At 32.5% G+C, this 24,749-nt stretch carries 26 protein-coding genes and 1 riboswitch; of the genes, 25 read left to right on the top strand and 1 reads right to left on the bottom strand.

Translation table 11 applies throughout. The annotated features are described in order from the left end of the window. Positions 1–14: 14 nt before the first annotated feature. Both AB8U03_RS08690 and AB8U03_RS08685 read left to right on the top strand, forming a co-directional pair. Positions 15–365, top strand: coding sequence for a hypothetical protein (locus AB8U03_RS08690; protein ID WP_369704157.1), 351 nt, complete (start codon positions 15–17; stop codon positions 363–365). Continuing rightward, positions 362–1,207 (top strand): diguanylate cyclase, encoded by an 846-nt coding sequence (locus tag AB8U03_RS08685; RefSeq protein WP_369704156.1) that lies wholly within the window; start codon positions 362–364, stop codon positions 1,205–1,207. The genes AB8U03_RS08690 and AB8U03_RS08685 overlap by 4 nt, the downstream gene beginning before the upstream one ends. 198 nt (positions 1,208–1,405) lie before the next feature. Here AB8U03_RS08685 and AB8U03_RS08680 read toward each other — a convergent pair whose 3' ends face one another. Next, complete coding sequence (locus AB8U03_RS08680; protein WP_369704155.1) at positions 1,406–2,329, bottom strand: D-alanine--D-alanine ligase; 924 nt, start codon at positions 2,327–2,329, stop codon at positions 1,406–1,408. A 230-nt stretch (positions 2,330–2,559) separates the two neighbouring features. On the opposite strand from AB8U03_RS08680, the gene pdxR reads away from it, so the two are divergent. The 23 genes from pdxR (at position 2,560) to AB8U03_RS08565 (ending at position 24,685) form a co-directional block, all read left to right on the top strand. Continuing rightward, positions 2,560–4,005, top strand: a complete 1,446-nt coding sequence (gene pdxR, locus AB8U03_RS08675) for a MocR-like pyridoxine biosynthesis transcription factor PdxR (protein WP_369704154.1) — start codon at positions 2,560–2,562, stop codon at positions 4,003–4,005. Then, complete coding sequence (locus AB8U03_RS08670) at positions 4,005–4,559, top strand: NUDIX domain-containing protein (protein WP_369704153.1); 555 nt, start codon at positions 4,005–4,007, stop codon at positions 4,557–4,559. Before pdxR ends, AB8U03_RS08670 begins: the two co-directional genes overlap by 1 nt. Before the next feature lie 96 nt (positions 4,560–4,655). Beyond that, positions 4,656–5,462: an energy-coupling factor transporter transmembrane component T gene (locus AB8U03_RS08665; protein ID WP_369704152.1), complete on the top strand. Its 807-nt coding sequence runs from the start codon at positions 4,656–4,658 to the stop codon at positions 5,460–5,462. Beyond that, the gene (locus AB8U03_RS08660; protein ID WP_369704151.1) at positions 5,459–6,184 is read left to right on the top strand and encodes an energy-coupling factor ABC transporter ATP-binding protein; all 726 of its coding nucleotides are present in this window, start codon (positions 5,459–5,461) and stop codon (positions 6,182–6,184) included. The genes AB8U03_RS08665 and AB8U03_RS08660 overlap by 4 nt, the downstream gene beginning before the upstream one ends. A 112-nt stretch (positions 6,185–6,296) precedes the next feature. Then, positions 6,297–6,470, top strand: a riboswitch (cobalamin riboswitch). Positions 6,471–6,621: 151 nt separating this feature from the next. Continuing rightward, on the top strand, positions 6,622–8,139 hold the full coding sequence (locus tag AB8U03_RS08655; RefSeq protein WP_369704150.1) for a cobyric acid synthase: 1,518 nt from the start codon (positions 6,622–6,624) through the stop codon (positions 8,137–8,139). A gap of 72 nt (positions 8,140–8,211) precedes the next feature. Then, positions 8,212–9,165 carry an adenosylcobinamide-phosphate synthase CbiB gene (gene cbiB / locus AB8U03_RS08650; RefSeq protein WP_369704300.1) on the top strand — a complete coding sequence of 318 codons (954 nt, stop codon included), beginning with the start codon at positions 8,212–8,214 and terminating at the stop codon, positions 9,163–9,165. Between the two features lie 30 nt (positions 9,166–9,195). Further along, complete coding sequence (locus AB8U03_RS08645) at positions 9,196–10,287, top strand: pyridoxal phosphate-dependent aminotransferase (protein WP_369704149.1); 1,092 nt, start codon at positions 9,196–9,198, stop codon at positions 10,285–10,287. A 16-nt stretch (positions 10,288–10,303) separates the two neighbouring features. Beyond that, positions 10,304–10,960 (top strand): NAD(P)-dependent oxidoreductase, encoded by a 657-nt coding sequence (locus AB8U03_RS08640; protein ID WP_369704148.1) that lies wholly within the window; start codon positions 10,304–10,306, stop codon positions 10,958–10,960. Between the two features lie 35 nt (positions 10,961–10,995). Next, a complete protein-coding gene (gene hemC / locus AB8U03_RS08635; RefSeq protein ID WP_369704147.1) occupies positions 10,996–11,868 on the top strand; it encodes a hydroxymethylbilane synthase in 873 nt (290 codons plus the stop codon). An 11-nt stretch (positions 11,869–11,879) separates the two neighbouring features. After that, positions 11,880–13,346, top strand: a complete 1,467-nt coding sequence (gene cobA / locus AB8U03_RS08630; RefSeq protein ID WP_369704146.1) for a uroporphyrinogen-III C-methyltransferase — start codon at positions 11,880–11,882, stop codon at positions 13,344–13,346. 50 nt (positions 13,347–13,396) lie between these two features. Then, positions 13,397–14,371: a porphobilinogen synthase gene (hemB, locus tag AB8U03_RS08625; protein WP_369704145.1), complete on the top strand. Its 975-nt coding sequence runs from the start codon at positions 13,397–13,399 to the stop codon at positions 14,369–14,371. Positions 14,372–14,418: 47 nt separating this feature from the next. Continuing rightward, the gene (locus AB8U03_RS08620; protein ID WP_369704144.1) at positions 14,419–15,753 is read left to right on the top strand and encodes a cobyrinate a,c-diamide synthase; all 1,335 of its coding nucleotides are present in this window, start codon (positions 14,419–14,421) and stop codon (positions 15,751–15,753) included. An 18-nt stretch (positions 15,754–15,771) separates the two neighbouring features. Next, positions 15,772–16,848, top strand: coding sequence for a nicotinate-nucleotide--dimethylbenzimidazole phosphoribosyltransferase (gene cobT / locus AB8U03_RS08615; RefSeq protein ID WP_369704143.1), 1,077 nt, complete (start codon positions 15,772–15,774; stop codon positions 16,846–16,848). Positions 16,849–16,881: 33 nt separating this feature from the next. Beyond that, positions 16,882–17,505: a precorrin-8X methylmutase gene (locus tag AB8U03_RS08610; RefSeq protein ID WP_369704299.1), complete on the top strand. Its 624-nt coding sequence runs from the start codon at positions 16,882–16,884 to the stop codon at positions 17,503–17,505. 20 nt (positions 17,506–17,525) lie between these two features. Then, positions 17,526–18,605: a cobalt-precorrin-5B (C(1))-methyltransferase CbiD gene (gene cbiD / locus AB8U03_RS08605; RefSeq protein ID WP_369704142.1), complete on the top strand. Its 1,080-nt coding sequence runs from the start codon at positions 17,526–17,528 to the stop codon at positions 18,603–18,605. Between the two features lie 23 nt (positions 18,606–18,628). Beyond that, positions 18,629–19,252: a precorrin-6y C5,15-methyltransferase (decarboxylating) subunit CbiE gene (gene cbiE, locus AB8U03_RS08600; RefSeq protein ID WP_369704141.1), complete on the top strand. Its 624-nt coding sequence runs from the start codon at positions 18,629–18,631 to the stop codon at positions 19,250–19,252. After that, positions 19,249–19,812 (top strand): precorrin-6Y C5,15-methyltransferase (decarboxylating) subunit CbiT, encoded by a 564-nt coding sequence (gene cbiT / locus AB8U03_RS08595; protein WP_369704140.1) that lies wholly within the window; start codon positions 19,249–19,251, stop codon positions 19,810–19,812. Before cbiE ends, cbiT begins: the two co-directional genes overlap by 4 nt. Positions 19,813–19,866: 54 nt before the next feature. Next, on the top strand, positions 19,867–20,532 hold the full coding sequence (locus AB8U03_RS08590; RefSeq protein ID WP_369704298.1) for a cobalt-factor II C(20)-methyltransferase: 666 nt from the start codon (positions 19,867–19,869) through the stop codon (positions 20,530–20,532). A gap of 13 nt (positions 20,533–20,545) precedes the next feature. Then, on the top strand, positions 20,546–21,322 hold the full coding sequence (gene cobM, locus AB8U03_RS08585; RefSeq protein WP_369704139.1) for a precorrin-4 C(11)-methyltransferase: 777 nt from the start codon (positions 20,546–20,548) through the stop codon (positions 21,320–21,322). After that, on the top strand, positions 21,303–22,289 hold the full coding sequence (cbiG, locus tag AB8U03_RS08580; RefSeq protein ID WP_369704138.1) for a cobalt-precorrin 5A hydrolase: 987 nt from the start codon (positions 21,303–21,305) through the stop codon (positions 22,287–22,289). The genes cobM and cbiG overlap by 20 nt, the downstream gene beginning before the upstream one ends. A 35-nt stretch (positions 22,290–22,324) precedes the next feature. Then, positions 22,325–23,059: a precorrin-3B C(17)-methyltransferase gene (cobJ, locus tag AB8U03_RS08575; RefSeq protein WP_369704297.1), complete on the top strand. Its 735-nt coding sequence runs from the start codon at positions 22,325–22,327 to the stop codon at positions 23,057–23,059. A gap of 23 nt (positions 23,060–23,082) precedes the next feature. Beyond that, entirely contained in the window at positions 23,083–23,895 is an 813-nt protein-coding gene (locus tag AB8U03_RS08570; protein WP_369704296.1) for a sirohydrochlorin cobaltochelatase, read from the top strand. Between the two features lie 25 nt (positions 23,896–23,920). Beyond that, entirely contained in the window at positions 23,921–24,685 is a 765-nt protein-coding gene (locus AB8U03_RS08565; RefSeq protein WP_369704137.1) for a cobalt-precorrin-6A reductase, read from the top strand. The last annotated feature ends 64 nt before the right edge of the window (positions 24,686–24,749 follow it).

Raw genomic sequence — 24,749 nt, 5'->3', positions numbered from 1 at the left:
AAGGTGACATATTAATGAAAAATAGAGTACAAGGAACAAAAAAAGCGGAAATTTCGATGTATTTTTCAGAATTTGAAGTACCACCAATGCAAGATGTGTTGATTGTTGGCAGAAGATCACCAATTGGCCCGGAAGCTGCTAAAAGAATGGTGGACATGCTTTCACCGGATCAATATGAAGTTATTAAAATAGAACACCAAAATGTAGAGGCAGTTGTACTTAAAAAATCTTTAATGAATTTAATTCCTGTGAATAAGCTAATTGATATAATTATGGAGGAAGGAGGTAAAATTGCTGACGAAACAATGATTATAAAAGCACAGGTTAATATAACATTGCATGTTAGTAAATCTATAAATTTATGATACAAAATATTTTAAGTATGATGAATAAAAATTTTGTGAAAGTTGATATGTTTTCTGGAGTCAATTCCATTCAACGCCATTTTTATGAAAATAATATTAAATGTTTTGTAGTTTATGAATTTAATGAATTAGTAGGTGTAGTTACAGAAAAAGAATTGATTACAGCCCATCCAAACAGAATAATTGCAGATGTTATGTCTGATAAATATGTATATGTAAATAGAAATGCATGTATATGGGAAATTATGGATATATTTAACTTGAATAAAGATTTAGAAGTTGTATTGGTAAAAGAAAAAAATATAGTTGCAGGGTTTATTACGAAAATAGTTTTAAAAATTGAATTGGGAAAACATATTGATTTACTTACAGGACTTTATAAAAATGATTACATATTTTATAATGTATATAAGTTTATAAAAAAAGGTAAGCAAGTTTCAATTATATTTATAGACTTGGATAACTTTGGATTTATAAATAAAAAATATGGACATGTAAATGGAGATAAAATATTAAAATTGGTAGCTTCTATTTTAAAAGAAAATATTACATCTGAAGATGTTTATCTGTGTAGATATGCTGGTGATGAATTTGCTATATTAACGCCTTATTATCTAAATGAAAGCAAAGTATTTGCAGAAAAATTAATAAAATTAATAAGAAAATATAATTTCCCTGATGAAATTTTAGTTTCGATATCTATAGGAATGACAGAATATAAAGTAGATAATTTCAATGGAGAAAATGATATATTTGATTCTATAAATAAATTAGTTAATAATGCAAGCCTTGCCTCTACTAAGGCAAAGAGTATTAGCAGTCATCTGTTTGTAGCAGGATAATAAGGATAAAATGAAAGCTTGATTTTTTATAGACTTAAACTTGTATGTAAAGAAATAATTTTATAGATGAGTAATTCTTATATTTTAAAAAAGTGAAAAACTGTTTCAAAATAAAGATTTGAAACAGTTTTTCATTTTTTATGAGAAAACTCCACCGTACTCTAGAATCGCTTGATGAAAAAGTATATACACAATTAACTATTTGACAATTGAAGATACTGTAGATGTGGAATCAAGAGAATATTGGATTATCTTGTCTAGTAATTCTGCAAATTCCATATTTACAGCCCGGGCACTTTTAGGGAAAAGACTGTTTTTGGTTAATCCCGGAAGAGTATTTAATTCCAGCACATATGGAATATTATCCTTTATTATCATATCTACTCTTACATAACCGATGCATTTTAAAACTTTCCAACATTTAATACATATCCTCTCTATTTCACTTTGAAGAGATTTTTCAAGTTCTACTATTATTTCATCGGATCCGCCATCTGCATATTTTGAAGTATAATCAAAAAAGTCAGCTTTAGGCTTTATTGAAATTAGAGGAAGAGCTTTTCCATTTAATATACAACAGGTCACTTCTTCCCCCTTTATATATTTTTCAATTATGATTTCTCTATCATAATTGAGAGCAAGTTTTACAGCATCTTCCACCTGATTCTTTTCAGTTACTATATTAGTGGCCACACTTGAACCACCGCAATTAGGCTTTACAACTACAGGATAACCTATTTCATCTAAGTATTTATAATTTATTTCTTCCACTGAATTAATACATATCCATTTTGCAGTATTAATTCCTACGGATTTAAATATTTTCTTGCTTATATCCTTATCCATGCAGATGCCGCTGGTTAAGGGACCGCAGCCGGAATAAGGAATATCCATGGTTTCAAATACAGATTGAATTATACCGTCTTCCCCAAATTTTCCATGAAGTGCAATAAACGCAAAATCTATATCTGCTGCTTTTTCAAAAATATCACTTTTCCTGTCTATAACAATAGGTTTAACCTCATATTTATTCTTATCTAAATAATTAACTATTTCTTTACCTGAGTTTAATGAAACTTCTCTTTCTGAAGATATTCCACCCATTATAACTCCTATTTTCATATTAATTCCTCCACAAAATTATTCTTTTATTGATTTTGTCTTTTAAAATATTATTCTTAATATTTATTCTATACATTTGCCATATAAAATAAAGAACCACACTAAGGTCATTTTACTTAAACTGTGGTTTTGTAATCAGTGTTTGTAAAATTTCCTCCAATTTAGGTAGTAGATATTATTCTTTATTTATTTCTTTAATTGTGTAAAATATAATTGAGGTGAAATTTATTATGTTCTCTGATATGAAAATAACAAAGAATAAGTTTGTATATATACAATTAAAAGATTATATTAAGGGTATGATATTGAAAGGATTGCTCCGGGGAGGTGAGAAACTCCCATCTTCCAGAGAAATGGCTGTCATGTTAAATGTAAGCAGAAATACAGTGTTATATGCTTATGAGTTTTTACAGGATGAAGGATTTGTTTATATAAAAAAAGGAAAAGGTACTTTTGTTTCAAATGTAAAAGTAGATCTTCAGGGAAAATGGAATATAAATTGGAAAGATGAAATAAATGGCTATGGGAAACTGTCAGAAGAATTGGATATAATTAAACATGAAACAAAATGGCAGAGTGGAATGATATCTTTTAAGAGTATAGCTCCAGATGAAAAACTTTTTAATATAGAGGAATTTAAAAAAGCATTTTTGAACCGCATGTCTATAGAAGGGCAAAAAGTATTGAATTATGGGTATGCCCAGGGATATAAATCCCTCATAGAATATTTGCTTAAATATATGGAGAATAAGGGAGTTGACATAGAGGGAAAAGATATACTTATAACAAATGGATTTACAGAGGGATTTGACTTGGTGTTATCTTGTCTTACCAATAGGGGAGATAATATATTGTGTGAAAATCCTACCCATAATACTGCAATTAAAATTATGAAATTGCACGGACTAAATATAAAGGGAGTTCAAGTTGGAAAAGAGGGTATAAATTTAAATGATCTTAAGGAAAAATTGGAAAGAGAAAAATTTAAAATCTCCTATTTTATACCTTCTTATCACAATCCCACAGGCATTGTGATGTCACCGGAAAAGAGGGTGGAACTGTACAATATACTTAAAAACTATAATGTACCAATAATTGAAGATGGTTTTAATGAAGAGCTAAGGTATTCAGGTGCACATGTGTCACCTATAGCTGCTTTTAGTGGAAAAGGTAATAGTGTTGTATATATAGGAAGTTTCTCAAAAATATTATTCCCGGGAATAAGAATAGGTTGGATATTATCAGATAAAATACTTACAGGATATTTAGAAAGTGCCAAGAGATCCAGGAATATTCATACATCATCCCTGGATCAGGCGGTTTTTTATGACTATCTTGAAAATGGAAATTTTGATAAATACATTAAAAAGGCAAGGAGAGTATACAGAGAAAAATATGAATTTGCATTAGAGTGCGCAAGGCAATATATATCAAGCAGAGAGATACTTGGAGAGGGAGGACTGCATATATTTATAAAATTAAAGAATATAAATTCCAGGGAGCTTTTACAGAGATGCTGCGAGAGAATGGTAATATTTACTCCTGGAGATGTATTTTATGTAGACGATGGTGGAAAGGATACTTTAAGACTTGGGTTTTCGAGAGTAAGTAAAAAGAATATTAAGAAGGGCTTTAAGATAATTGGAGAAGAAATTAAAAAACTGGGGGGAGCATAATGAAAAAAATATCACAGAGAACTGTGTATAAAGGAAATTGGATTAAATTAGAAGAGATAACTTATCTGGGGAAAAATCATGAGCAGCTAAAATGGGAGAGTATAGAGAGGACTAATACTATAAATACAGTTGTGATAATAGCTAAAATGATACCATCTAATAGATACATACTTATAAAACAATATAGACCGGCCATAGACAATTATGTTATTGGATTTCCAGCAGGACTTGTAGAAAGTGGCAGTTTACCGGAAAATGCGCTGAGAGAGCTAAAGGAAGAAACGGGATATATAGGAAAAGTAAAATCAGTAGGACCTTCACTGTATTCAAATGCGGCACTGTTAACGGATAAGGTAAGGGTAGCTAAAGTGGAAGTGGATGAAAATTTAGAAGAAAATAAAAACCCCAAGCAGCAGCTGGAAGCAGCAGAGGATATACAGGTGATTGCTTTAAAAAAAGAAGAAATGAAAAAATTTTTTATTAAAGAACAGGCAAGTGGAACTGCTTTGGGTATTGGTCCCTGGTATGCCTTTTTTGCTATGGATGATATGTAATAAAAGCATAAGCTAGAAGTTTGTTTGAAATATACTTATAATTATGATATATTTTTAACATGAGCATATTATAATTTAAAATTGAGGGTGTAATTTATGGAAGACTGGCTTTTAAAAAAGGATAACTATGTCCCTACAGAAGATAAAGATAAATTTATAGATAAAAGTATTTTTTCTATATTACATCTTCTGTCTCTTATTAAAAGAAATAATAGAAGAGGAAATAATTTTGTATACAATTTAAATCCTACAGTGAAATTGCTTTTTACCATTTTAAATATAATATTTTTATCTTTATCCAAGAGCTTTCACTATGTATTTCTGGTGGATGTATATTTCTTGTTAGTATTGAGCCTTTTGGATATAAGGGAAATAAAAAAAATATTGATTTTAAGTACAGCTGTGCCATTGTTTACTGTTGTAATGCTAATACCATCTATAATTATGGGAAATACGAGAAATAGCATATTGCTTATATTAAAAGTAGTTGGAACTATAATCTCCATAAATACTTTATCCTACACTACCAGCTGGCATGATATAATAAAAGCGTTAAAAAAGTTTTTTATACCAGATATTTTTATTTTAGTATTTGATATAACTTTAAGATATATTTATATTTTAGGAGAATTTGCACTAGATATGTTTTATTCTCTTAAGCTTAGGTCTGTGGGAAGAAATAACAATAAGTATTCTTCTATTTCAAAACTGATGGGGAGTTTGTTTTTAAAATCTAAAGAAATGGGGGATGAGATGTACTATGCTATGGAATGTAGAGGATTTACAGGGGAATACATCTCTCATGCAAAGTTTAAGTTTAAGTTTACAGATTTTTTATATTTAATAGTAAATATTTTTATTATAATTATGTATTTTTACATAACTGGGATGAGGTTAAGATGATAGAATTTAAGAAAGTATTTTTTAAGTATAAAGATGAAGAAGTTTTGAAAAATATAAATGTTAAAATAGCACAGGGAGATTCAGTGGCACTTATAGGGGCCAATGGAAGCGGTAAATCAACTTTTTTGAAACTATTGAACGGAATGATATTTCCTACAAATGGAAGCTACTATTTTAACAATTTAGAAATATCCAGCGATAAATTGGAACAAGGCAATTTTTCAAAGAAATTCCATAAAAAAATGGGATTTGTTTTTCAAAATTCAGATGCACAGCTTTTTTGTTCCAGTGTCTATGAAGAGGTGGCTTTTGGTCCAAGACAAATGGGCATGGATGAAATAGAAGTAAAAAAAAGAGTGGAAGATTGTTTAAATCTTTTAAATGTAAAGAATTTGGAAAATAAGGAGCCATATAATATAAGTGGAGGGGAGAAAAAGAGAGTTGCCATAGCTTCCGTACTTGCTCTTAATCCAGAAGTATTGGTTTTAGACGAACCTATGAGTGGAATAGATCCCAAAGGTAAAAAGTTTTTAAATAATTTATTTATAGAGTTAAATAAAGCTGGAAAAACTATAATATGTTCCACTCATGATTTTGAATATGTAAACGGACTTTTCAAACGTGTGTTGGTATTTTCGGAAGATCATTGTTTAATAAGAGATGATATTTATAATGAAGTAATTGAGGATAATGATTTTTTAATAAAATATAATATCAAGTGATTTTGGAGTTTAGGTGGAGATTGTCTATAAGGAGTATTTTCATCTAAATGGTAAAAATTTGCTTATATCTGTTGGTTGACATGAAAGCCGGATTATAATAAACTTAGACTATAATTAAATAAAAATTTTAGGTGCCTTATATAGGTGAAAAGGGAATACGGTTAAAATCCGCAGCAGCCCCCGCTACTGTATTTGATAATGAGTTTTGTTTTATCATTTTAGAATAAGAAGATAAAAACAAGCATTTATCATAAGTCAGGAAACCTGCCTAATTTATTTTGCTTTCGGAGGGGAAGAAACTTTTAGTATGATTGATTTCTCAGCACAAGCTGGGTTTTTATGTTAAAGGCAATGAGCTCTAGAGGCTCATTGCCTTTCGTTTTTATTTAAAAATAAATTTTTATTATACTTAAGAAGGTTAAGGAGGAGTAACCATTATGGCAAAAATTATGATTCAGGGAACAGGTTCTTCTGTTGGTAAAAGTATAATTGTTTCTGCTCTCTGCAGAATATTTAAACAAGATGGATATTCAGTATGTCCGTTTAAATCTCAAAATATGTCATTGAATTCATATATAACACTGGATGGCAAAGAAATGGGACGAGCTCAAGTACTTCAGGCTTATGCAGCTGGGTTGCAGCCAGAGTCCTATATGAATCCCATATTGTTAAAACCAACATCAGATAAAAAATGTCAGATAATAGTAAACGGCAAGGTATATGGAAATAGTACCGCAATGGAATATCACAATATGAAATTGGAATTTAGAGACATGCTTAAAAATCATTTTGAAAAAATGGAAAAAAGTTTTGAAATAATAGTTATGGAAGGTGCTGGAAGCCCTGCAGAAATAAACTTGAGGGACAGAGATATTGTAAACATGGGTATGGCAGAGATAGTAGATGCACCAGTGCTTTTAGCAGGTGATATAGATAAAGGGGGAGTATTTGCTTCTCTTGCAGGAACTATGTTATTTTTTACGAAGGAAGAAAAAAACAGGGTAAAAGGTACGATAATAAATAAATTTAGAGGAGATGTAGACATATTAAAGCCTGGTCTTAAAATGCTGGAGGATGTTATTAAAGTGCCGTGTATAGGAGTTATACCTTATTTTAATCTGGCATTGGAAGATGAAGATGGAGCTGTGGAATTTAACAAAAAGGTTACAGCACCTATAGATATAGCTGTAATAAAATTGCCTCATATATCCAACTTTACGGATTTAGATGCACTAAAAAGTGAAAATGATATTTCTGTAAGATTTATAACTTCCACAGAGGAATTTGGGAATCCTGATCTACTCATAATTCCTGGAAGCAAAAACACCATAGAGGATTTAATAAAAATCAGACAGTGTGGACTTGAAGCCTGTATTAAAAAATACAGTAATAGCGGAATTATAATAGGAGTATGCGGCGGCTATCAGATGCTTGGAAAGTCCATAAAGGATCCTTATGAGACAGAAACAGATGTAGGAGAAGTAGAAGGACTGGGACTTTTAGATATAGAGACTGTGTTTGAAAGGGAAAAAGTCACTACTAGAATAAAGGCTAGAAGTAATGTGGATTTTCCCATGACAAAAAATGATGGAGCTTTAGAAAAAAGGAAATTGGATGTATATGGATATGAAATTCATATGGGAATATGTAAATATGGTGCAGATGCAAAACCACTGTTTAAATTGATAGAAAAAAATAAGGAGAAGGTCAACATAGAAGATGGAGCTTTAAATGCAAAACAAAATGTATTTGGAACCTATATACATGGTATTTTTGATGCCATTGATTTTAGAGAATACATTGCAAACAGGATAAGAGAAAATAAGGGATTGAGTTATAAAAAATCAACAATCTATGAGGATCTTAGAGAAAAAGAAATAGACAAGCTAGCTAATATAGTCAGGGAGAACATTGATGTGGGTAAAATATATGACATTATGGGCATTAAAAGATAAAAATTTGATACACTACTACAATAATGTCAGAATAGGGGGGTTAATTTGTCCATTTCCTTTGTATATATGAATATCATGGACCTTTTTGCAGCAGTTATAATAGATTGGATAATTGGGGATCCGCATTGGTTTTCCCACCCTGTTATATATATAGGAAAACTTATATCTTATTTGGAGAAGAAAGGCAGAAAACTTTGTAAAAAAGACAATACTTTGAAAGCTTTTGGAGGTTTAATAGTTGTAATAGTAGGAGCAGTAAGTTTTTTCATACCCTTTACAGCACTTGTATTTCTAAGAAAACATGTGATTTTATATCAAATAATAAATATATTTATTATTTGGACAACTATTTCCGCTAAATGTCTGGCTGTAGAAGCTAAAAAGGTATATTATGCTTTAAAAAAAGAAGATATTGAAGATGCCAGGTTAAAGCTCTCTTATATAGTGGGCAGGGATACTTCTAATTTAAAAAGTGAAGAGATAGTAAGGGCAGATGTGGAGACAGTGGCGGAAAATACCTCTGATGGAGTTATAGCTCCTCTAATATATGCAGCTGTATTTGGAGCACCCTTTGCAATGCTTTATAAAGGTATAAATACCATGGATTCAATGTTGGGTTACATGAATGAAAAGTACAGATTTATAGGATTCTTTCCTGCTAAAGTAGATGATATATTTAATTTTATACCCTCAAGGATTACAGGAGTGCTCATGTGTATGTCATCTTTCATGGTAAGGGGCAACCCAATAAAAGCCTTTAAAATAATGATTAGGGACAGAAAAAATCATAAGAGTCCCAACTGTGCCTACCCTGAAGCAGCAGCAGCAGGTGCCATGGGAATCCAGCTGGGTGGCACCAATATCTATTTTGGAGAGGTAGTATATAAGCCAACTATAGGGGATAAACTGATGGAATTAAATTTTGAACACATAAGATATTGTATAAATCTCATGTATTTTACTGAAATACTAATGGTAATTTTATGGGGAATAATATTTATTGTGTTGAGTTTGGATTGGATGTAATAATAAAAATAAGAATTAGGACGTGTTTATATGGAGCATGGTGGGGATATATATACGGAGGGACTTCTTAAGGGAAGGGAGCTTTTGGATTTCAGTTCCAATATAAATCCTTTAGGAGTACCTGATAGTTTTAAAAGAAATATAGAGGAATCACTTAAGGCTGTAGAAAAGTATCCGGACATGGAATACAGGGAATTAAAGTGGAATATAAAGCAATATTTAAATTTTTCAAAGGACTATTTTGGAAATCATGAGTATAACAAAAAAAGTACCCTTGAAGATAGAGATATTGTTTTGGGAAATGGAGCTGCAGAAATAATAGATCTGGCCATAAGCTGCTTTAAAAGTATATGTATTGTAGTACCTTCTTTTATAGAATATGAAAAAGATGCTGCAAAATGGAACTGCAATATAAGCTATTCTAATTTAACGGAGAATATGGACTATGATTATGAAGATATCAAATTAAAACTTAAGTGTGCAGAGGCTTTGATTTTAGGAAATCCCAACAATCCCAATGGGGGAGTAATAAATAAGGACAAATTTAGGGAAATCATAAATTGGTGCAGCAAAAACCACAAAACCATAATTATAGATGAAGCATTTGTGGAATTTACAGGCAAAAGTGGATGCAGTTTTTTAGAAGAAATGGAGCAGTGTAAATGTATTTTTATAGTCAGAGCTCTTACAAAGTTTTTTGCATTACCTGGAATAAGAATGGGTTATGGACTTTGTAAAGATGAGAAGTTAATGGATATGATAAGAGCCAGACAAAACCCCTGGAATATAAATTGTTTTGCGGAAACAGCAGCTAAATATGTGTTGGGGGATAGGCATTATATGGATAGTTCTCTAAAATGGATTGAGAATGAAAGAAAATTCATGCTGGAAAATTTGAACAAAATCCCCATAATAAAAAGAGTATACCATACATATGGCAATTTTGTATTGTGTGAAATTCAGAATATGAACTGCCAGGATTTATATGAGTTGTGTTTAAAAAAAGGAATACTTATAAGAAAGTGCAGTAATTTTAAGGGATTAGATGATAAATTTATTAGAGTGGCGATAAAAGACAGGGATAAAAACAGGAAGATATTAAATGTATTAAAAAAACTATAGGGAGAGGAGAGTAAAAGTGAATAAGAACCTATTAAAAGATGAATCAAATACACTTCTTGCTCTCTTATCGCCAAAGATAAAAGTTATTATAATAGGCGGAGGGAAAGCAGCTTATATAAAATCTAGAACTTTTGCATTAAGAGGATGTCAGGTTTATGTGCTTTCCCCTCAATATATCAATGAATTTGACAATATAAAAGATTATTTAAATATACACATGATCTTAGGAAAATATGAAAAAAGATACATAGAAGATAAGCATATTATAGTAATTGCCACAGATGATACAGAATTAAATCTTTCTATAGGGGATCACTGTAGAAAACTTTGCAAAATTTATTTGGATGCATCACAGCCTAAAAGGGGCAATTGCATTACACCTTGTCAGAGAAATACTAAAAATGTTTCTCTGGGAGTCAATACCAGGGGTGTGGGGGTGTCTCCTATAACTTCAGTATTTATTGCTGATCAAATAGCAGAATATGTGAAGGACTATGATGATTTTGTGGAGTTTACTTCTGGAATTAGAAACAGTATAGGTAATGTGGAAGATAGAAGAAAAGTTATGAAGTTCATATGTAGTAGAGATTTTTACTTTTTTTATAAAAAGGGAAAAGCTGCTGTCATAATGGAAATGTTTTATAATAAAAAAATTGAGGAGCATCTTATATAAAATAATAATTGCTTTTTGCAGGATGGTGATAATATTTGGAGTTTAAAATTGCAACTAGAAAGAGCAGGCTGGCTCAAATTCAGACTGAAATAGTAATGGGTATACTGAAAAACAATTTTGGTGTTAAATGTAAAAAAATACTTATAGAAACTACCGGAGATAAAAGACTTGATATAGCTTTGAATAAAATAGGCGGGAAAGGTCTGTTTTTAAAGGAAATTGAGCTGGCGCTTTTACAGGATGAGGCGGACGCAGCAGTGCACAGCATGAAAGATATACCGTTTGACGTTCCAGAGGATTTTGAAATAGCTGCTACTTTGGAAAGAGAAGATGTAAGGGATGCCTTTATTTCTGCAAATAATATACATTTTAAAGAATTACCGGAGGGAGCCAGAATTGGAACCAGCAGCAACAGAAGAGCCGCCCAAGTGAAATTATTAAGACCTGATTTGGAGATAGTTGCCATAAGAGGTAATGTACAAACCAGGATAAATAAGATGAAGGAACAAAATTTACATGGAATAATTCTGGCGGCTGCAGGTGTTGGAAGGTTAGGACTTGAAAAATCAGTAACGGATTATTTTTCAATAAAAGAACTGATACCCGCAATTGGACAAGGAGCTTTGGGAGTTGAAATAAAAAAGAACAGTTTGCATAGAAATTCCTTTATAAAGTTGAATGATGAAAATACAAGGGTTTGTGTGGAGGCTGAAAGAAGTTTTATGAGAACATTGAATGGAGATTGCCATTCTACCATAGGTGCCTATGCCCAAATAGATGGACAAATTATAAATATTATAGGAGTATTTATGGTAGGCACAAGGTTGATAAAAAAAGATATAACAGGTAATAGAGAAGATTACATGAATTTAGGAAAAAAACTTGCTAAAGATATAGTAAATTCTTAAGGAGGTTACATATGGGTAAAGTTTATCTTATAGGTGCGGGTCCCGGTGATGAGGAACTTATAACTTTAAAAGCAGCAAGAAAACTTGGTGAATGTACTGCGGTGATGTATGACAGATTATCAGGTTCTGGAGTTTTAAAATATCTAAATGATAATTGTAAAATATATTATTGTGGAAAAGAACCAGGTTGTCATTATAAAAGTCAGGATGAAATAAATGCCATGTTAATTAAACTGGCGAAAGAAGGACATATTGTAGGAAGAATTAAGGGAGGAGATCCATATATATTTGGAAGAGGAGGAGAAGAAGCCCTTGCCCTTTTAAAGGAGCATATTGAATTTGAAGTTATTCCTGGAATTACATCTCCCATTTCCGTTTTGAATTATGCAGGTATACCTGTAACACATAGGAAAATAGCTCAAAGTTTTCATGTCTTTACAGGGAAAACTGCAGACAAATTAAATATAGACTGGAATGCGGCTGCTAAAATAGGAGGAACTCTAATTTTTTTAATGGGTTTTAAAAACTTAGATGTAATATGCAGCAATTTAATAAAAAATGGCATGAATAAAAATACCCCCTGTGCAGTAGTCATGAGGGGAACTACCTCAAGGCAAAAAAAAATTGTGGGACAACTACATGACATAAGTGAAAAAACTAATAGGGCTTTATTAGTTTCTCCTTGTATTATAGTCATAGGAGAAGTGGTTAATTTTAATGAACAGCTGGACTGGTATGAAAAAAAGCCCCTTTTTGGAAAAAATATTTGTATTACAAGATCCAAAGCCCAGTCAAGGGAAATGTGTCAGAAGCTTTTAGATTTAGGTGCAGAAGTTACTGAAATACACTCCATTGAAATAAGGTATACTTCAGAAAATATTAAAGCATACATGAATAAGCTACATGATTATGATTATATTGTGTTTACAAGTGTAAATGGAGTAAATAGTTTTTTTGACAGACTTTTAAATGAAAATTATGATATTAGAAAAATAAGAGGAAAGTTTGCGGCTATAGGTCCTGCCACAGAAAAGGCTATAAGGCAAAGAGGAATTATACCGGAAATGGTAGCAGAAAAATTTGTAGCTGAAAGTCTCCATGATAAAATGAAAGATTTTATAAAAAAGGGAGATAAGATTTTTATTCCCAGATCTAAAAATTCCAGACCTTATCTGGCGGAAACTTTGCGTCTAGAAGGATGTATTGTGGATGAATGTTATACATATGAGACAATAAGCGGGAAATTGCCAGATAAAGATTGCTTTGATAATGTAGATACAGTTGTTTTTACAAGCCCAACTACAGTTAATAACATGATACAGCTTGTGGGAATTACAGCTATAAAAGAAAAAAATGTAGTGGCTATAGGACCTATAACGGGAAAAGAGCTGGAAAGTCATAATATAGTCTATGATATGTCCCATGAGTATACCACAGAGGGAGTTATAAATACTATACTCAATGGGAGTGAGTTGTAGCAATAGACCTATTTATTATTAAAATATTTAAATGAAAGGTAGTAATAGAAATGTTTACAAGACATAGAAGATTGAGAAAAAATCAAGTTGTAAGAGATATGGTTAGAGAGACAGTGCTTAACAAGCAGGACTTTATCTATCCACTGTTTGTGGTGGAGGGAGAAAATATTAAAAAGGAGATACCTTCTCTTGAAAATAATTACCATTATTCTGTGGACAGGCTCCATGAAATTGTGGAAGAACTGAAAGAGGCAGGAGTTAAAGCTGTTATTTTATTTGGAATCCCAGGGTATAAAGATGAAGTGGGAACTTCAGCTTTTGAAGAAAATGGAATAATTCAAAAAGCCATTAGAAAATTAAAAGAATTAAATCCGGAGCTTTTTATAATTACTGATGTATGTATGTGTGAATACACCAGTCATGGTCACTGCGGCATATTGCACGATCATGAAGTTGACAATGATGAAACCATTAAATATATTGCAAAAATAGCTTTGTCCCATGCCAGAGCCGGTGCAGATATGGTGGCACCTTCGGATATGATGGATGGAAGAGTTGAAGCCATTAGAAATTCATTGGATAAAAATGGATTTAAAAATGTGTCCATAATGGCCTATAGTGCTAAATATTGCTCTGCATTTTATGGCCCTTTTAGAGAAGCTGCTGATTCATCTCCCAAGTTTGGAAACAGAAAGGGCTATCAGATGGATCCAGCTAATATAAGAGAGGCCATGCTGGAAATAGAAGATGATATAAAAGAAGGAGCAGATGTAATAATGGTGAAACCTGCCCTGCCATATTTAGATGTAATTAGATGGGCCAGAGACAGATTTGACTTACCTGTAGCAGCTTATAATGTAAGTGGGGAATTTGCCATGGTTAAGGCGGCATCCAAAGCCGGGCTTATAGATGAAAAAGCTATAGTAAAGGAAATGCTCACTTGTATAAAAAGAGCAGGGGCAGGTATGATAATTACTTATTATGCCATGGATATATGCAGGTGGATAAAGGAAGAGAATAATTAGAATTTGTAAATTGAGATAGAATTGAGATGCGAAAGGTAGAGGTTATTTTGAAAAGTATTATTATATCTTCAGACAGCAGCGGTGGTGGAAAAACTACAGTAACTCTTGGTATTATGAAAGCTCTTATAAAAAGCGGATATAAGGTTCAAGGATATAAAGTGGGACCTGATTACATAGATCCTGCATTTCATAAAAGTATAACGGGAATAGCTTCTAGAAATCTTGATCTCTATCTTATGGGAGAAAGTGGAGTAAAGGCGTCTTTCAGCAGAGGTCAGGGAGATTTAGGTGTAATTGAGGGAGTTATGGGACTTTATGATGGAAAGGGAATAGATAGTGAATATTCTACGGCACATGTAGCCAGAGTATTAAATTTGCCTGTGGTTTTGGTTATAAGTCCGAAATCTCAAAGTACAACCCTTTGTGCTGAAATAAATGGAATGGTAAATTTTGAAAATATAGATATATGCGGGATCATTTTTAACAATATAAGTGAAGGTTATTATAAACTTTTAAAAGCCGCTGTAGAAAAAAACTGCAATATAAAAGTTTTTGGATATGTACCAACTGACGAAAGGCTGTCTCTTAAAAGCAGACATTTGGGATTGGTACAAAGTAGTGAAGTAGAAGATTTAAATGAAAAGATAGAATTATGCAGTGAACTTATTTTGAAAAATATAAATGTGGAAATGTTATTGAAATTCTTTAGGGAAAGTTTTGATTTTCAAGATGGATATCATGTTGAAAATAGAAAAATAAGAACGGCAGTAGCTTATGATAAAGCTTTCAGCTTTTATTATAAAGAAAACATAGAACTTCTTGAAGAATGTGGAGAAACTGTATTTTTTAGTCCACTTGAGGATAAATGCCTTCCGCCCAATATAGATTTTTTATATATAGGAGGAGGATATCCGGAGGTTTTTATAAAAGAGTTGAGCAATAATAAATCCATGCTTGAAAGTATAAATAAAAAATTAAAATCAGGTCTTACATGTTACGCGGAATGCGGAGGTCTCATGTATTTAATGGAAGGTATTGAAGATGTGAATGAAAATCATATTTTTCATACAGTAGGATTTTTTAAGGGAAAATCATTTATGACTTCCAAATTGCAGCATTTTGGATATGCTCAAATTGAAGTAACTGAAGAAAATAATATTTTGCCGCTAGGATTAAAAATAAATTGTCATGAATTTCATAAATCTTATATTAGCTCTAATGAAAAGAAAATTTTCACATTAACTAAGGATACTTATAATGGAAAAATAAAAGAATGGAACTGTGGTTATATAAATGAAAATACGCTAGGGGCCTATGCTCATGTCCATTTTTTTGGAAATCTGAATATGATTAAAGAAATTTTAAAAAAAGCTAAAAGTTAAAAAATTGGAGGAATATCAATGGGGTTATTAAAAGAAACTTTAGATAGTATAAGAGGAAGTGATAAGGAGGCTGTAAAAAAGGCGTGGATAGATATAGACAATCTTGCAAAACCTATAGGAAGCCTTGGGCAATTAGAGAAAATAATAGCTAAGATGGCTGGAATAACGGGAAAAACTCATAATAAAATAAATAAAAAAGATATAGTTATAATGTGCTCGGATAATGGAATATGGAATGAAAAGCTCAGCAGCTGCCCTAAAGATCTTACTGTAACTATTACTAAAAATTTTGTAAGAGGTATAACAGGAGTTTGTGTACTTGGGGATTTTTTTAAATCAGATAGGACCGTAGTGGATATTGGTGTGGATTATGATTTTAAAGATCCGGGAATTATAGATAAAAAAGTAGCTTATGGTACTAAAGATATGACCAAGGAGCCTGCTATGACAAGAGAAGAATGTATAAAAGCAGTGGAAGCTGGTATCCAAGTGGTAGATGATTTGGTGAAAAAGGGATATGACATGTTTGGTACTGGAGAAATGGGAGTATGCAATACAGCCACCAGTTCGGCAGTTTTAAGTGTGCTTAAAAATTTGCCTGTTGACATAGCAGTTGGAAAGGGATCAGGAGTTACGGACAGTCAGTTTGATTTCAAAAAGAAAGCAGTACAAGCAGCTATTGACATAAATAGACCGGATCCTGAGGATGCAATTGATACCATGGCAAAAGTTGGAGGGTTTGATATAGCTGGAATATGCGGCTGCTTTTTAGGAGCTGCCAAAAACAATGTTCCTATTGTAATTGACGGATTTATATCTTCAGTAGCTGCCCTTTGTGCTTTCAGATTGAATAAGAAGGTAGGTGATTATTTATTTGCCTCTCATCTTTCAGCTGAACCGGCTACAAAATATATAATGGAGGAACTGGGACTGACACCTATGTTGAATTTGGGCATGAGGCTGGGAGAAGGCTCAGGGTGCCCCATGGCATTTGGAATAATAGAATCGGCTCTTTATGTAATGGATAATATGGCAAGTTTTGCTGATGCCGATGTAGATGGTTCGGTTCTTGTAGATATTAGAGAAGATCAATAATTTAACTTCATATATAGAAATGGAGAAGGAGTCATTATGGATTATATAAAGTCACCTATGGATATAGAAAAGAGAAGTTTCGAGATAATAGAAGAGGAAATGGGAAAATATGATTTTTCAGAAAGAGAACTTTCTGTAGTAAAGAGAGTAATACATACTACAGGGGATCTTCAATATAAGGAAATTGTGTATATAAGAGAGGGAGCCATAGATAGTGCACTTAAACTCTTGAAAAAAGGGACAACCATATATACGGATACCAATATGGCTGCGGCTGGTATAAATAAGAAGGTATTAAGCAAACTGAATTGTAAAATAGAGTGTTTTGTAAATAGGGAGGAAATAGCAAAGATAGCTAAGGATAAAGGAATAACCCGTTCTATGGCGGCAGTTGAAAAAGCAGTAGAAGAAGGGGTGGAGTTTTTTGTATTTGGAAATGCTCCTACAGCTCTTTTTAAATTAAAAGAACTTGTATTGCAGGGAAAAGCAAAACCTAAATTTATAGTGGGAGCTCCCGTAGGTTTTGTGGGAGCTGAAGAATCAAAAAAAGAGATAGAAAAATTGAATTTACCCATGATAACCATAAGGGGAAGAAAAGGCGGAAGCAATATAGCAGCAGCAATAGTAAATTCACTTATGTATATGATAACCAGATAATCTTTTTGAGGTGATATATTTTGCTGGATATGTATGTAAATTGTGATGGAAAGAAATTGAGATGTGGATATACCACAGGCTCTTGTGCAGCAGCAGCGGCAAAGGCCGCTGCAACCATTCTATATTTTGGGAAAAGTTTAAAAGAAGTTAGGATAGATACCCCAAGGGGAATTGAACTCTTAATACCTGTACATAAGATAAAACAGGAGAAGGATTATGTAGAGTGTTGTGTCTTGAAAGATGGGGGAGACGATATTGATATAACTAATGGCATAGAAATATGGGCAAAAGCAAAAAAAATCTCCTATGGTTATGTGCTTAAAGGTGGCAGGGGAATTGGAATAGTCCAGGGAGAAGGACTATATGTAAAAAAAGGAGAACATGCCATAAATCCAGTTCCCAGAAAGATGATTGAAAAAGAGGTAAAAGAAGTACTGCCAAAAGGCAGTGGTATAGAGGTGACTATATTTGTCCCTGAAGGAGAGAAAATAGCAAAAAAAACTTTTAATCCAAGATTAAATATAGTTGGAGGAATTTCCATACTGGGAACTACGGGAATTGTGATGCCCATGTCTGAAGAAGCTTTAATGCAGTCTGTGAAGCTGGAAATAAATCAGAAAGTAGCGCAGGGCTGCAAGGATCTAATTCTTCTTTTTGGCAGTATGGGCGAAAATATGGCATTGGATTTAAAACTGGATAAAAATAAGATGGTCATAATGTCTAACTATGTGGGATTTGCATTAAATTGCTGTATGGATAAAAAGATAAAAAAAGTGCTTGTAGTAGGCCATATAGGAAAGCTGAGCAAGATTGCCTCAGGATGTTTTAACACTCACAGCAGAGTGTGTGATGTGAGACTTGAAACATTAGCTCTGGAACTGGCTCTTATGGGAAAACCCGGAGAACTTGTAAAGAATGTATATGAGCAGAAAACTACAGAAGGAGCTGTAGAATTTCTGGGAAAGGGATATGAAGAACTATATAAAAATATAGGATTGAAAATAAAAAACAGAATAGAACAATATACTTATGGTTCTATTAAAGCAGAGGTTATAATGTATTCCATGAAAGAAGGGGTACTTTATAATAGTATTAAATAGATTTAATAGTAGGTGGAAATAAAATGGATACAAAAGTTTTTATAGTGGGTATAGGACCTGGAAGTATGGAATATATACTTCCCAAAGCTGTAGCTGTAATAAATCAATCTGATGTGGTTGTTGGATTTCAAAGAGCTGTGGACAGCCTTAATTTTATAAATGTAAATAAAATAAAAGTAAAAAAGCTAAAAGAAATAATAGATATTATAGAGCTGAACAAATATAAAAGTATATCAATAGTGGCCTCTGGGGATCCACTTTATTATGGTATAACTGAATATTTAAAGAAAAATTACCGGGGAAATATAGAAGTTATCCCAGGTATCAGTTCTTTCCAATATATGATGGCAAAAATAAAATTAAGCTGGCAGGGAGCTTTTTTGGGAAGTCTTCATGGCCGTCAGGATGATTTTTGCAATATAGTAAAAGAAAATCAGGTGTCCATATGGTTTACGGATAATGTACATTCTCCGGATTATATGTGCAGCATTCTGGAAGATAAATCTATAGAGGGAAAAGTGTATGTAGGAGAAAATCTTTCCTATGATGATGAAAAAATTACTGTAGGAAGTGTAAATGAAATAAAAACTAAAAAATTTGGTGGGCTTTCTGTAGTTGTGATAGAAAAAAAGGGAGAAATTTTATGATATATATAAAGGATGATGAATTTATAAGAGGAAATTGTCCAATGACAAAAGAAGAAGTTAGAGTACTAAGTATTTCAAAGCTAGGAGTTAAAGATAATTCCAGGGTATTGGATATAGGAGCTGGTACAGGTTCAGTAAGTATACAGCTGGCTAAAATATGCACTGAAGGTCAGATTATTGCCGTTGAAAAAGATGAAGAGGCACTTCAGATTATTGAACAGAACAGAAAGAAGTTCAATATTGACAATTTGACTGTTGTAAAAGGAGAGGCCCTGGAGGTTGAGAATAATATAAATTTCTGTTTTGATGCTGTATTTGTAGGTGGAAGTGGTGGAAATATAGAGGACATAATAAGAGCATATAGTTTAAAATTGAAAAGTCATGGAAATATGGTATTGAATTTTATAACTCTAAATAATCTGTATAAAACTTTAAATACTTTAAAGGATATGAATTATGAAGTGGAGTGTATGCAGGTGTCCATAAACAAGACAAGGAAAAACAGCTACATGATGACTTCCAATAACAGTATATTTATAGTTACTGCAATTAAGCCATAATAAAATTATACATGGAAAGGACGAGAGGGGTAGATGAAAAATATAAATATACCTATGGGCACTCTTTATGGAATAGGAGTTGGACCTGGAGATGAAGAGCTGCTTACATTAAAGGCTGTAAAGACCATAAAAAATTGTGATGTAATAGTAGCTCCTTGTGCTAGAGAAGGACAAAACAGCATAGCACTTAACACGGCTAAAAATTTTATAGATCAGCATAAGGAAGTTATAGTAAAACATTTTCCAATGGGAGGAAAAGATCAGGATAAAAAGATATTTGAGGCTTTTGAAATTGTAGAAAAAAAATTGAAAGAAGGCAAAAATGTAGCATTTTTGACCATAGGAGATCCATTTATATACAGTACGTATATATATCTTCTCACTCATATTAAAGATAAGGGTTATGCTACGGAAACCATACCGGGAATAACATCTTTTTGTGCAGCTGCCAGTCTGGCAGGTGAAAATATTGTCATAGGGGATGAGAGGGTACTAATTCTTCCTGCTACTCAAGTGGATAAAATAGAAGATGAAAAGTTTGTAGTCATAATGAAAGTATATAAAAATGAAGAGAAGGTTTTAGATAAATTAGAAGAAAAGGGCTTTAAATATGTATTTGTAAAGAGGGCATATAGAGAAGGACAGCAGGTTTTGAGAAATAGGGAGGATATACTGAAAAATAAGGATTATATGTCAATTATAATGGCACAAAGAAATTAATGGAGGGATAAATATGACTAATAAAGTTTACTTTATAGGAGCAGGTCCTGGGGATGTAGATTTGATAACGGTAAAGGGAAGAAATATATTGTCCAGTGCAGATGTAGTAATATATGCAGGTTCTCTTGTAAGCAGAGAACATATGAATTGCTGTAAAGATGGAGTAAAAGTTTATAATTCGGCCTCCATGACATTAAAAGAAGTTATTGAAGTTATAAATAAATATTATAGCAAAGATAAAAAGGTAGTTAGATTACATACGGGAGATCCTACCATATATGGGGCTATAAAAGAACAAATGGATGAATTGGATAAACTTAATATACCTTATGAAGTAATACCTGGAGTAAGTTCTTTTACAGCTGCCGCAGCTGCAATAAAAAGTGAATTCACCCTTCCAAATGTAAGTCAGACCATAATACTTACAAGGATAGAAGGCAGAACACCGGTACCTGAAAATGAAAGTTTGGAAAAACTTGCATCCATAGGAGCGTCAATGGCACTATTCTTATCTGTGAGCATGATAGATAAAGTGGTGGAAAGATTGAGAAAGGGATATGGAAGAAATGTTCCTGTAGCTGTTATCCAGAAAGCTACCTGGCAGGATGAAAAGTGTGTTGTGGGTACATTAGATGATATTGTAGAAAAAGTAAAGAGCGAGAATATAACAAAAACAGCACAAATACTGGTAGGGGATTTTATCCACTGCAAATATAATAAGAGTTTGTTATATGATGAGAACTTTACACATATGTACAGGAAGGGAAAAGATGAAAATAGCAGTAATTAGTGTTACAAGTGCTGGAGATAAAATAGCAGAAAGACTTGGACATTATTTTTCCATAGATCTTTATTCCAAAAAAAACAATTGTATGTTCAATTTAAAACACACCGCTGAAATGGTCATGTCAAAATACAGGGGAATTGCATTTATAAGTTCTACAGGTATAGCTGTAAGGGCCATAGCACCATTTATAAAAACCAAGGATAAGGATCCGGCAGTGATTGTAATAGATAGCTCCTGCAAATTTGTCATAAGTCTTTTAAGTGGTCATTTGGGAGGAGCAAATGAACTTGCAATAAAGGCAGCGGAGCTTTTAAAAGCTACTCCTGTTATTACAACTGCCACTGATAATATGGGAATAAAGGCACCGGATGTTTTAGCCAGGGAAAAGGAACTTGTTATAGACAGTTTAGAGGATGCAAAGTATATGGCAGCACTTTTGGTTGATGGCAAAAAAGTTGGATTTATAGATGAAGATAATTTAATAGATACTCCTAAGGGGTACAGTTGTGATTTGGAAAATGTCCAGGGAATTGTATATGTGACAAGTAAAAATAAATTAAATGTAGATAATGTGAGAATTTTAAAACTCATAAGAAAGGATATTGTACTGGGGATCGGATGCAGAAAAAATTTTAAACCCTCGGATATGATAGATAAAATAAAGAAACTTCTTGGAAACTATAATATAGATGAAAGATCTGTAAAATACATAGCTACTGTAGAAATTAAATCTGAAGAAAAAGCCATAATTGAACTGGTAAAGTATTTTAAGTGCAGCTTGAAAATATTTTCTATAGAACAAATAAAGAATGTACAGGATAATTATAAAGGCAGTGATTTTGTAGAAAAATCCGTGGGAGTGAGGGCAGTGTGTCAGCCCTGCGTGAAACTTACAGGAGCAGCTTTGATTACGGATAAAATAAAAGCAGATGGTATGACACTGTGTATTGGAAAATTGAATGAAAAATAACTGAAAAGATGAATTTACAAAAGGATGTGTTAAATTTGGGCAAGCTTTATGTAGTGGGAATTGGTCCCGGCAGTGTTGAAAATATGACCGTCAGGGCTGTAAATGCAATAAAAAATAGTGAGATAATTATAGGATATACTAAGTATATAGATATGATAGATAGTTTTATTGAAAATAAAAAGGTATTTTCCACAGGCATGAGGGGAGAACTAGAAAGATGTAAACAGGCTCTTCAGCTTTCCAGAGATAATGTAGTTTCCATAGTTAGTACGGGAGATTCCGGAATATATGGAATGGCAGGACTTATTTTAGAGTTGAGAAAAGATGAAGATGTTGAGATCATTCCAGGAGTGACAGCTTCTTCTGCTGCTGGTTCTGTAGTTGGAGCACCGCTTATGCATGACAATTGCAATATAAGTTTAAGTGATCTTATGACACCTTATGAACTTATAAAAAAGAGGGTAAAACTTGCAGCTTCAGGAGATTTTGTAATATCTTTTTACAATCCTAAAAGCCATGGAAGACCTTATTATTTAAAAGAATGCATGAATATCATAAGGGAATATAGAGATGGATCCACTCCAGTAGCTGTGGTTAGAAATGCTTTGAGAGAGGGACAGAGAACTGAGATTTTTACCATTGATTCTTTTGATGATAACAAGGTGGATATGATGTCTATAGTAATAGTTGGCAACAGTAACAGCTATTTAAAAGAAGGCAAATTTATAACTCCAAGAGGATATAAATTGACTGAATCAAGTGATTATTAGCTGGAGGGTGGTATAAGTTGAGCATTTTAAAAAAAGGTATTCTGGTAGTTAGTTTTGGCACTAGTGTATTGAAAGCACTTAAAAATTGTATTCAGGCTACAGAGCAGGAAATTGGGAAAGAATTTAAAGGATATGAAGTGAGGCGAGCTTTTACTTCAGGTGTAATAATCAGAAAATTAAAGAGAGAGATGAAACTTAATATAGATACAGTGTCGGAGGCACTGGATAAAATGAAATATGAAGGATTTTCAGAAGTATATGTGCAGCCCCTTCATATAATGCCAGGAGATGAATATGACAAAATAATATGTGATGTAAAGAAGTATGAAGCTTTTTTTGATAGATTAATAGTGGGGAAACCTGTGTTATATAGAAAAGATGACTATACAATAGCAGCTGAAGCTTTAAAAAGCCAGATTCCTGATTTGAGAGAGGGCGAGGCCGTGGTACTAATGGGGCATGGATCTTCTCATCCTTGTAATGCTTCTTATGTTATGTTTCAATATATATTGGATGATATGGGAATGAAAAAAATTTTTGTAGGTACAGTAGAAGGGTATCCGGTAATTGAAAATATAATACCTAAATTAAAGGAAAACAAAATAAGAAATATTACTCTAATGCCTTTTATGCTGGTAGCAGGTGATCATGCATTAAATGATATGGCAGGAGAAGACAGCAGTTCATGGAAAGAAATACTTAAAAATAAAGGATTTCAAGTTAGTACATATATTCATGGATTGGGAGAGAATAAGGCTTTTCAAAAAATATATGTACAACATGTTAAGGATTGTATAAAAGGCAATTTATTTATGAATGAAAAGGTTAAGGTTTAAGTGATTTATTAAGGAGATTTTTAATATGATAGGATTAATTCTTGGAACTTCTGAAGGGAAAAAAATACTTTCACTGCTAAATGAGTTTACAGAAGATATATTTATATCTACTGCAACTGAATATGGAGCTTCACTTCTTAGAAATTATAAATATAACTACATGAACAGCAAGCCCCTTGATTTTGAAAAACTTGTGGATGAACTTAAAAAAAGAAATATAAAAGTATTGGTAGATGCATCTCATCCCTATGCAGTGGAAGTTACTAGAAATGCAATTAAGGCTTGTAATAAATTAAATATAGAATATATAAGATATGAAAGACCATCCTGTATAGAAGAATTTAAAGATGAATTTAAGGTTATAGAAGTAGAGGATTATAATGAACTTAAATTAAAGCTTAAAGATATAAAAGGTACTATATTAAATACTACGGGAAGCAAAAGTGTGGATAAGATACTGGCATTAAAGCTTGAGAATAGAATAGTTTACAGAGTCCTGCCTACTTTGAAGGTTTTAAAAGAACTTTATGATAGGAATATAGAATTAGGTGATATAATTGCATTAAAGGGACCTGTGGGCTACGAATTAAATTGTGGTTTTATAAAAGAATATAAAGCACAGGCCATGCTGCTTAAGGATAGTGGTATAGAAGGTGGTACTTTTGAAAAAATAAGGGCTTGTTTAGATTGTGGAATATATGCTTTTATAATAGAAAGAAAGAAAATAAATTACCAGCATGTTTTTCACAATGTAAATGAAATGGTGAAATATATAAGGACGATAAATTGATTCTGGGATTCAGGCGGAGTTTATCTATAAGAAATGCTCTTACCCTTTGAATCTTAGAAGAACT

This window comes from Clostridium moutaii, from assembly GCF_041205085.1.
GTDB lineage: Bacteria > Bacillota > Clostridia > Clostridiales > Clostridiaceae > Clostridium_B > Clostridium_B moutaii.
Note: the sequence above shows the minus strand (reverse complement) of the source record. Positions and strands in the feature narration are given on the sequence as shown.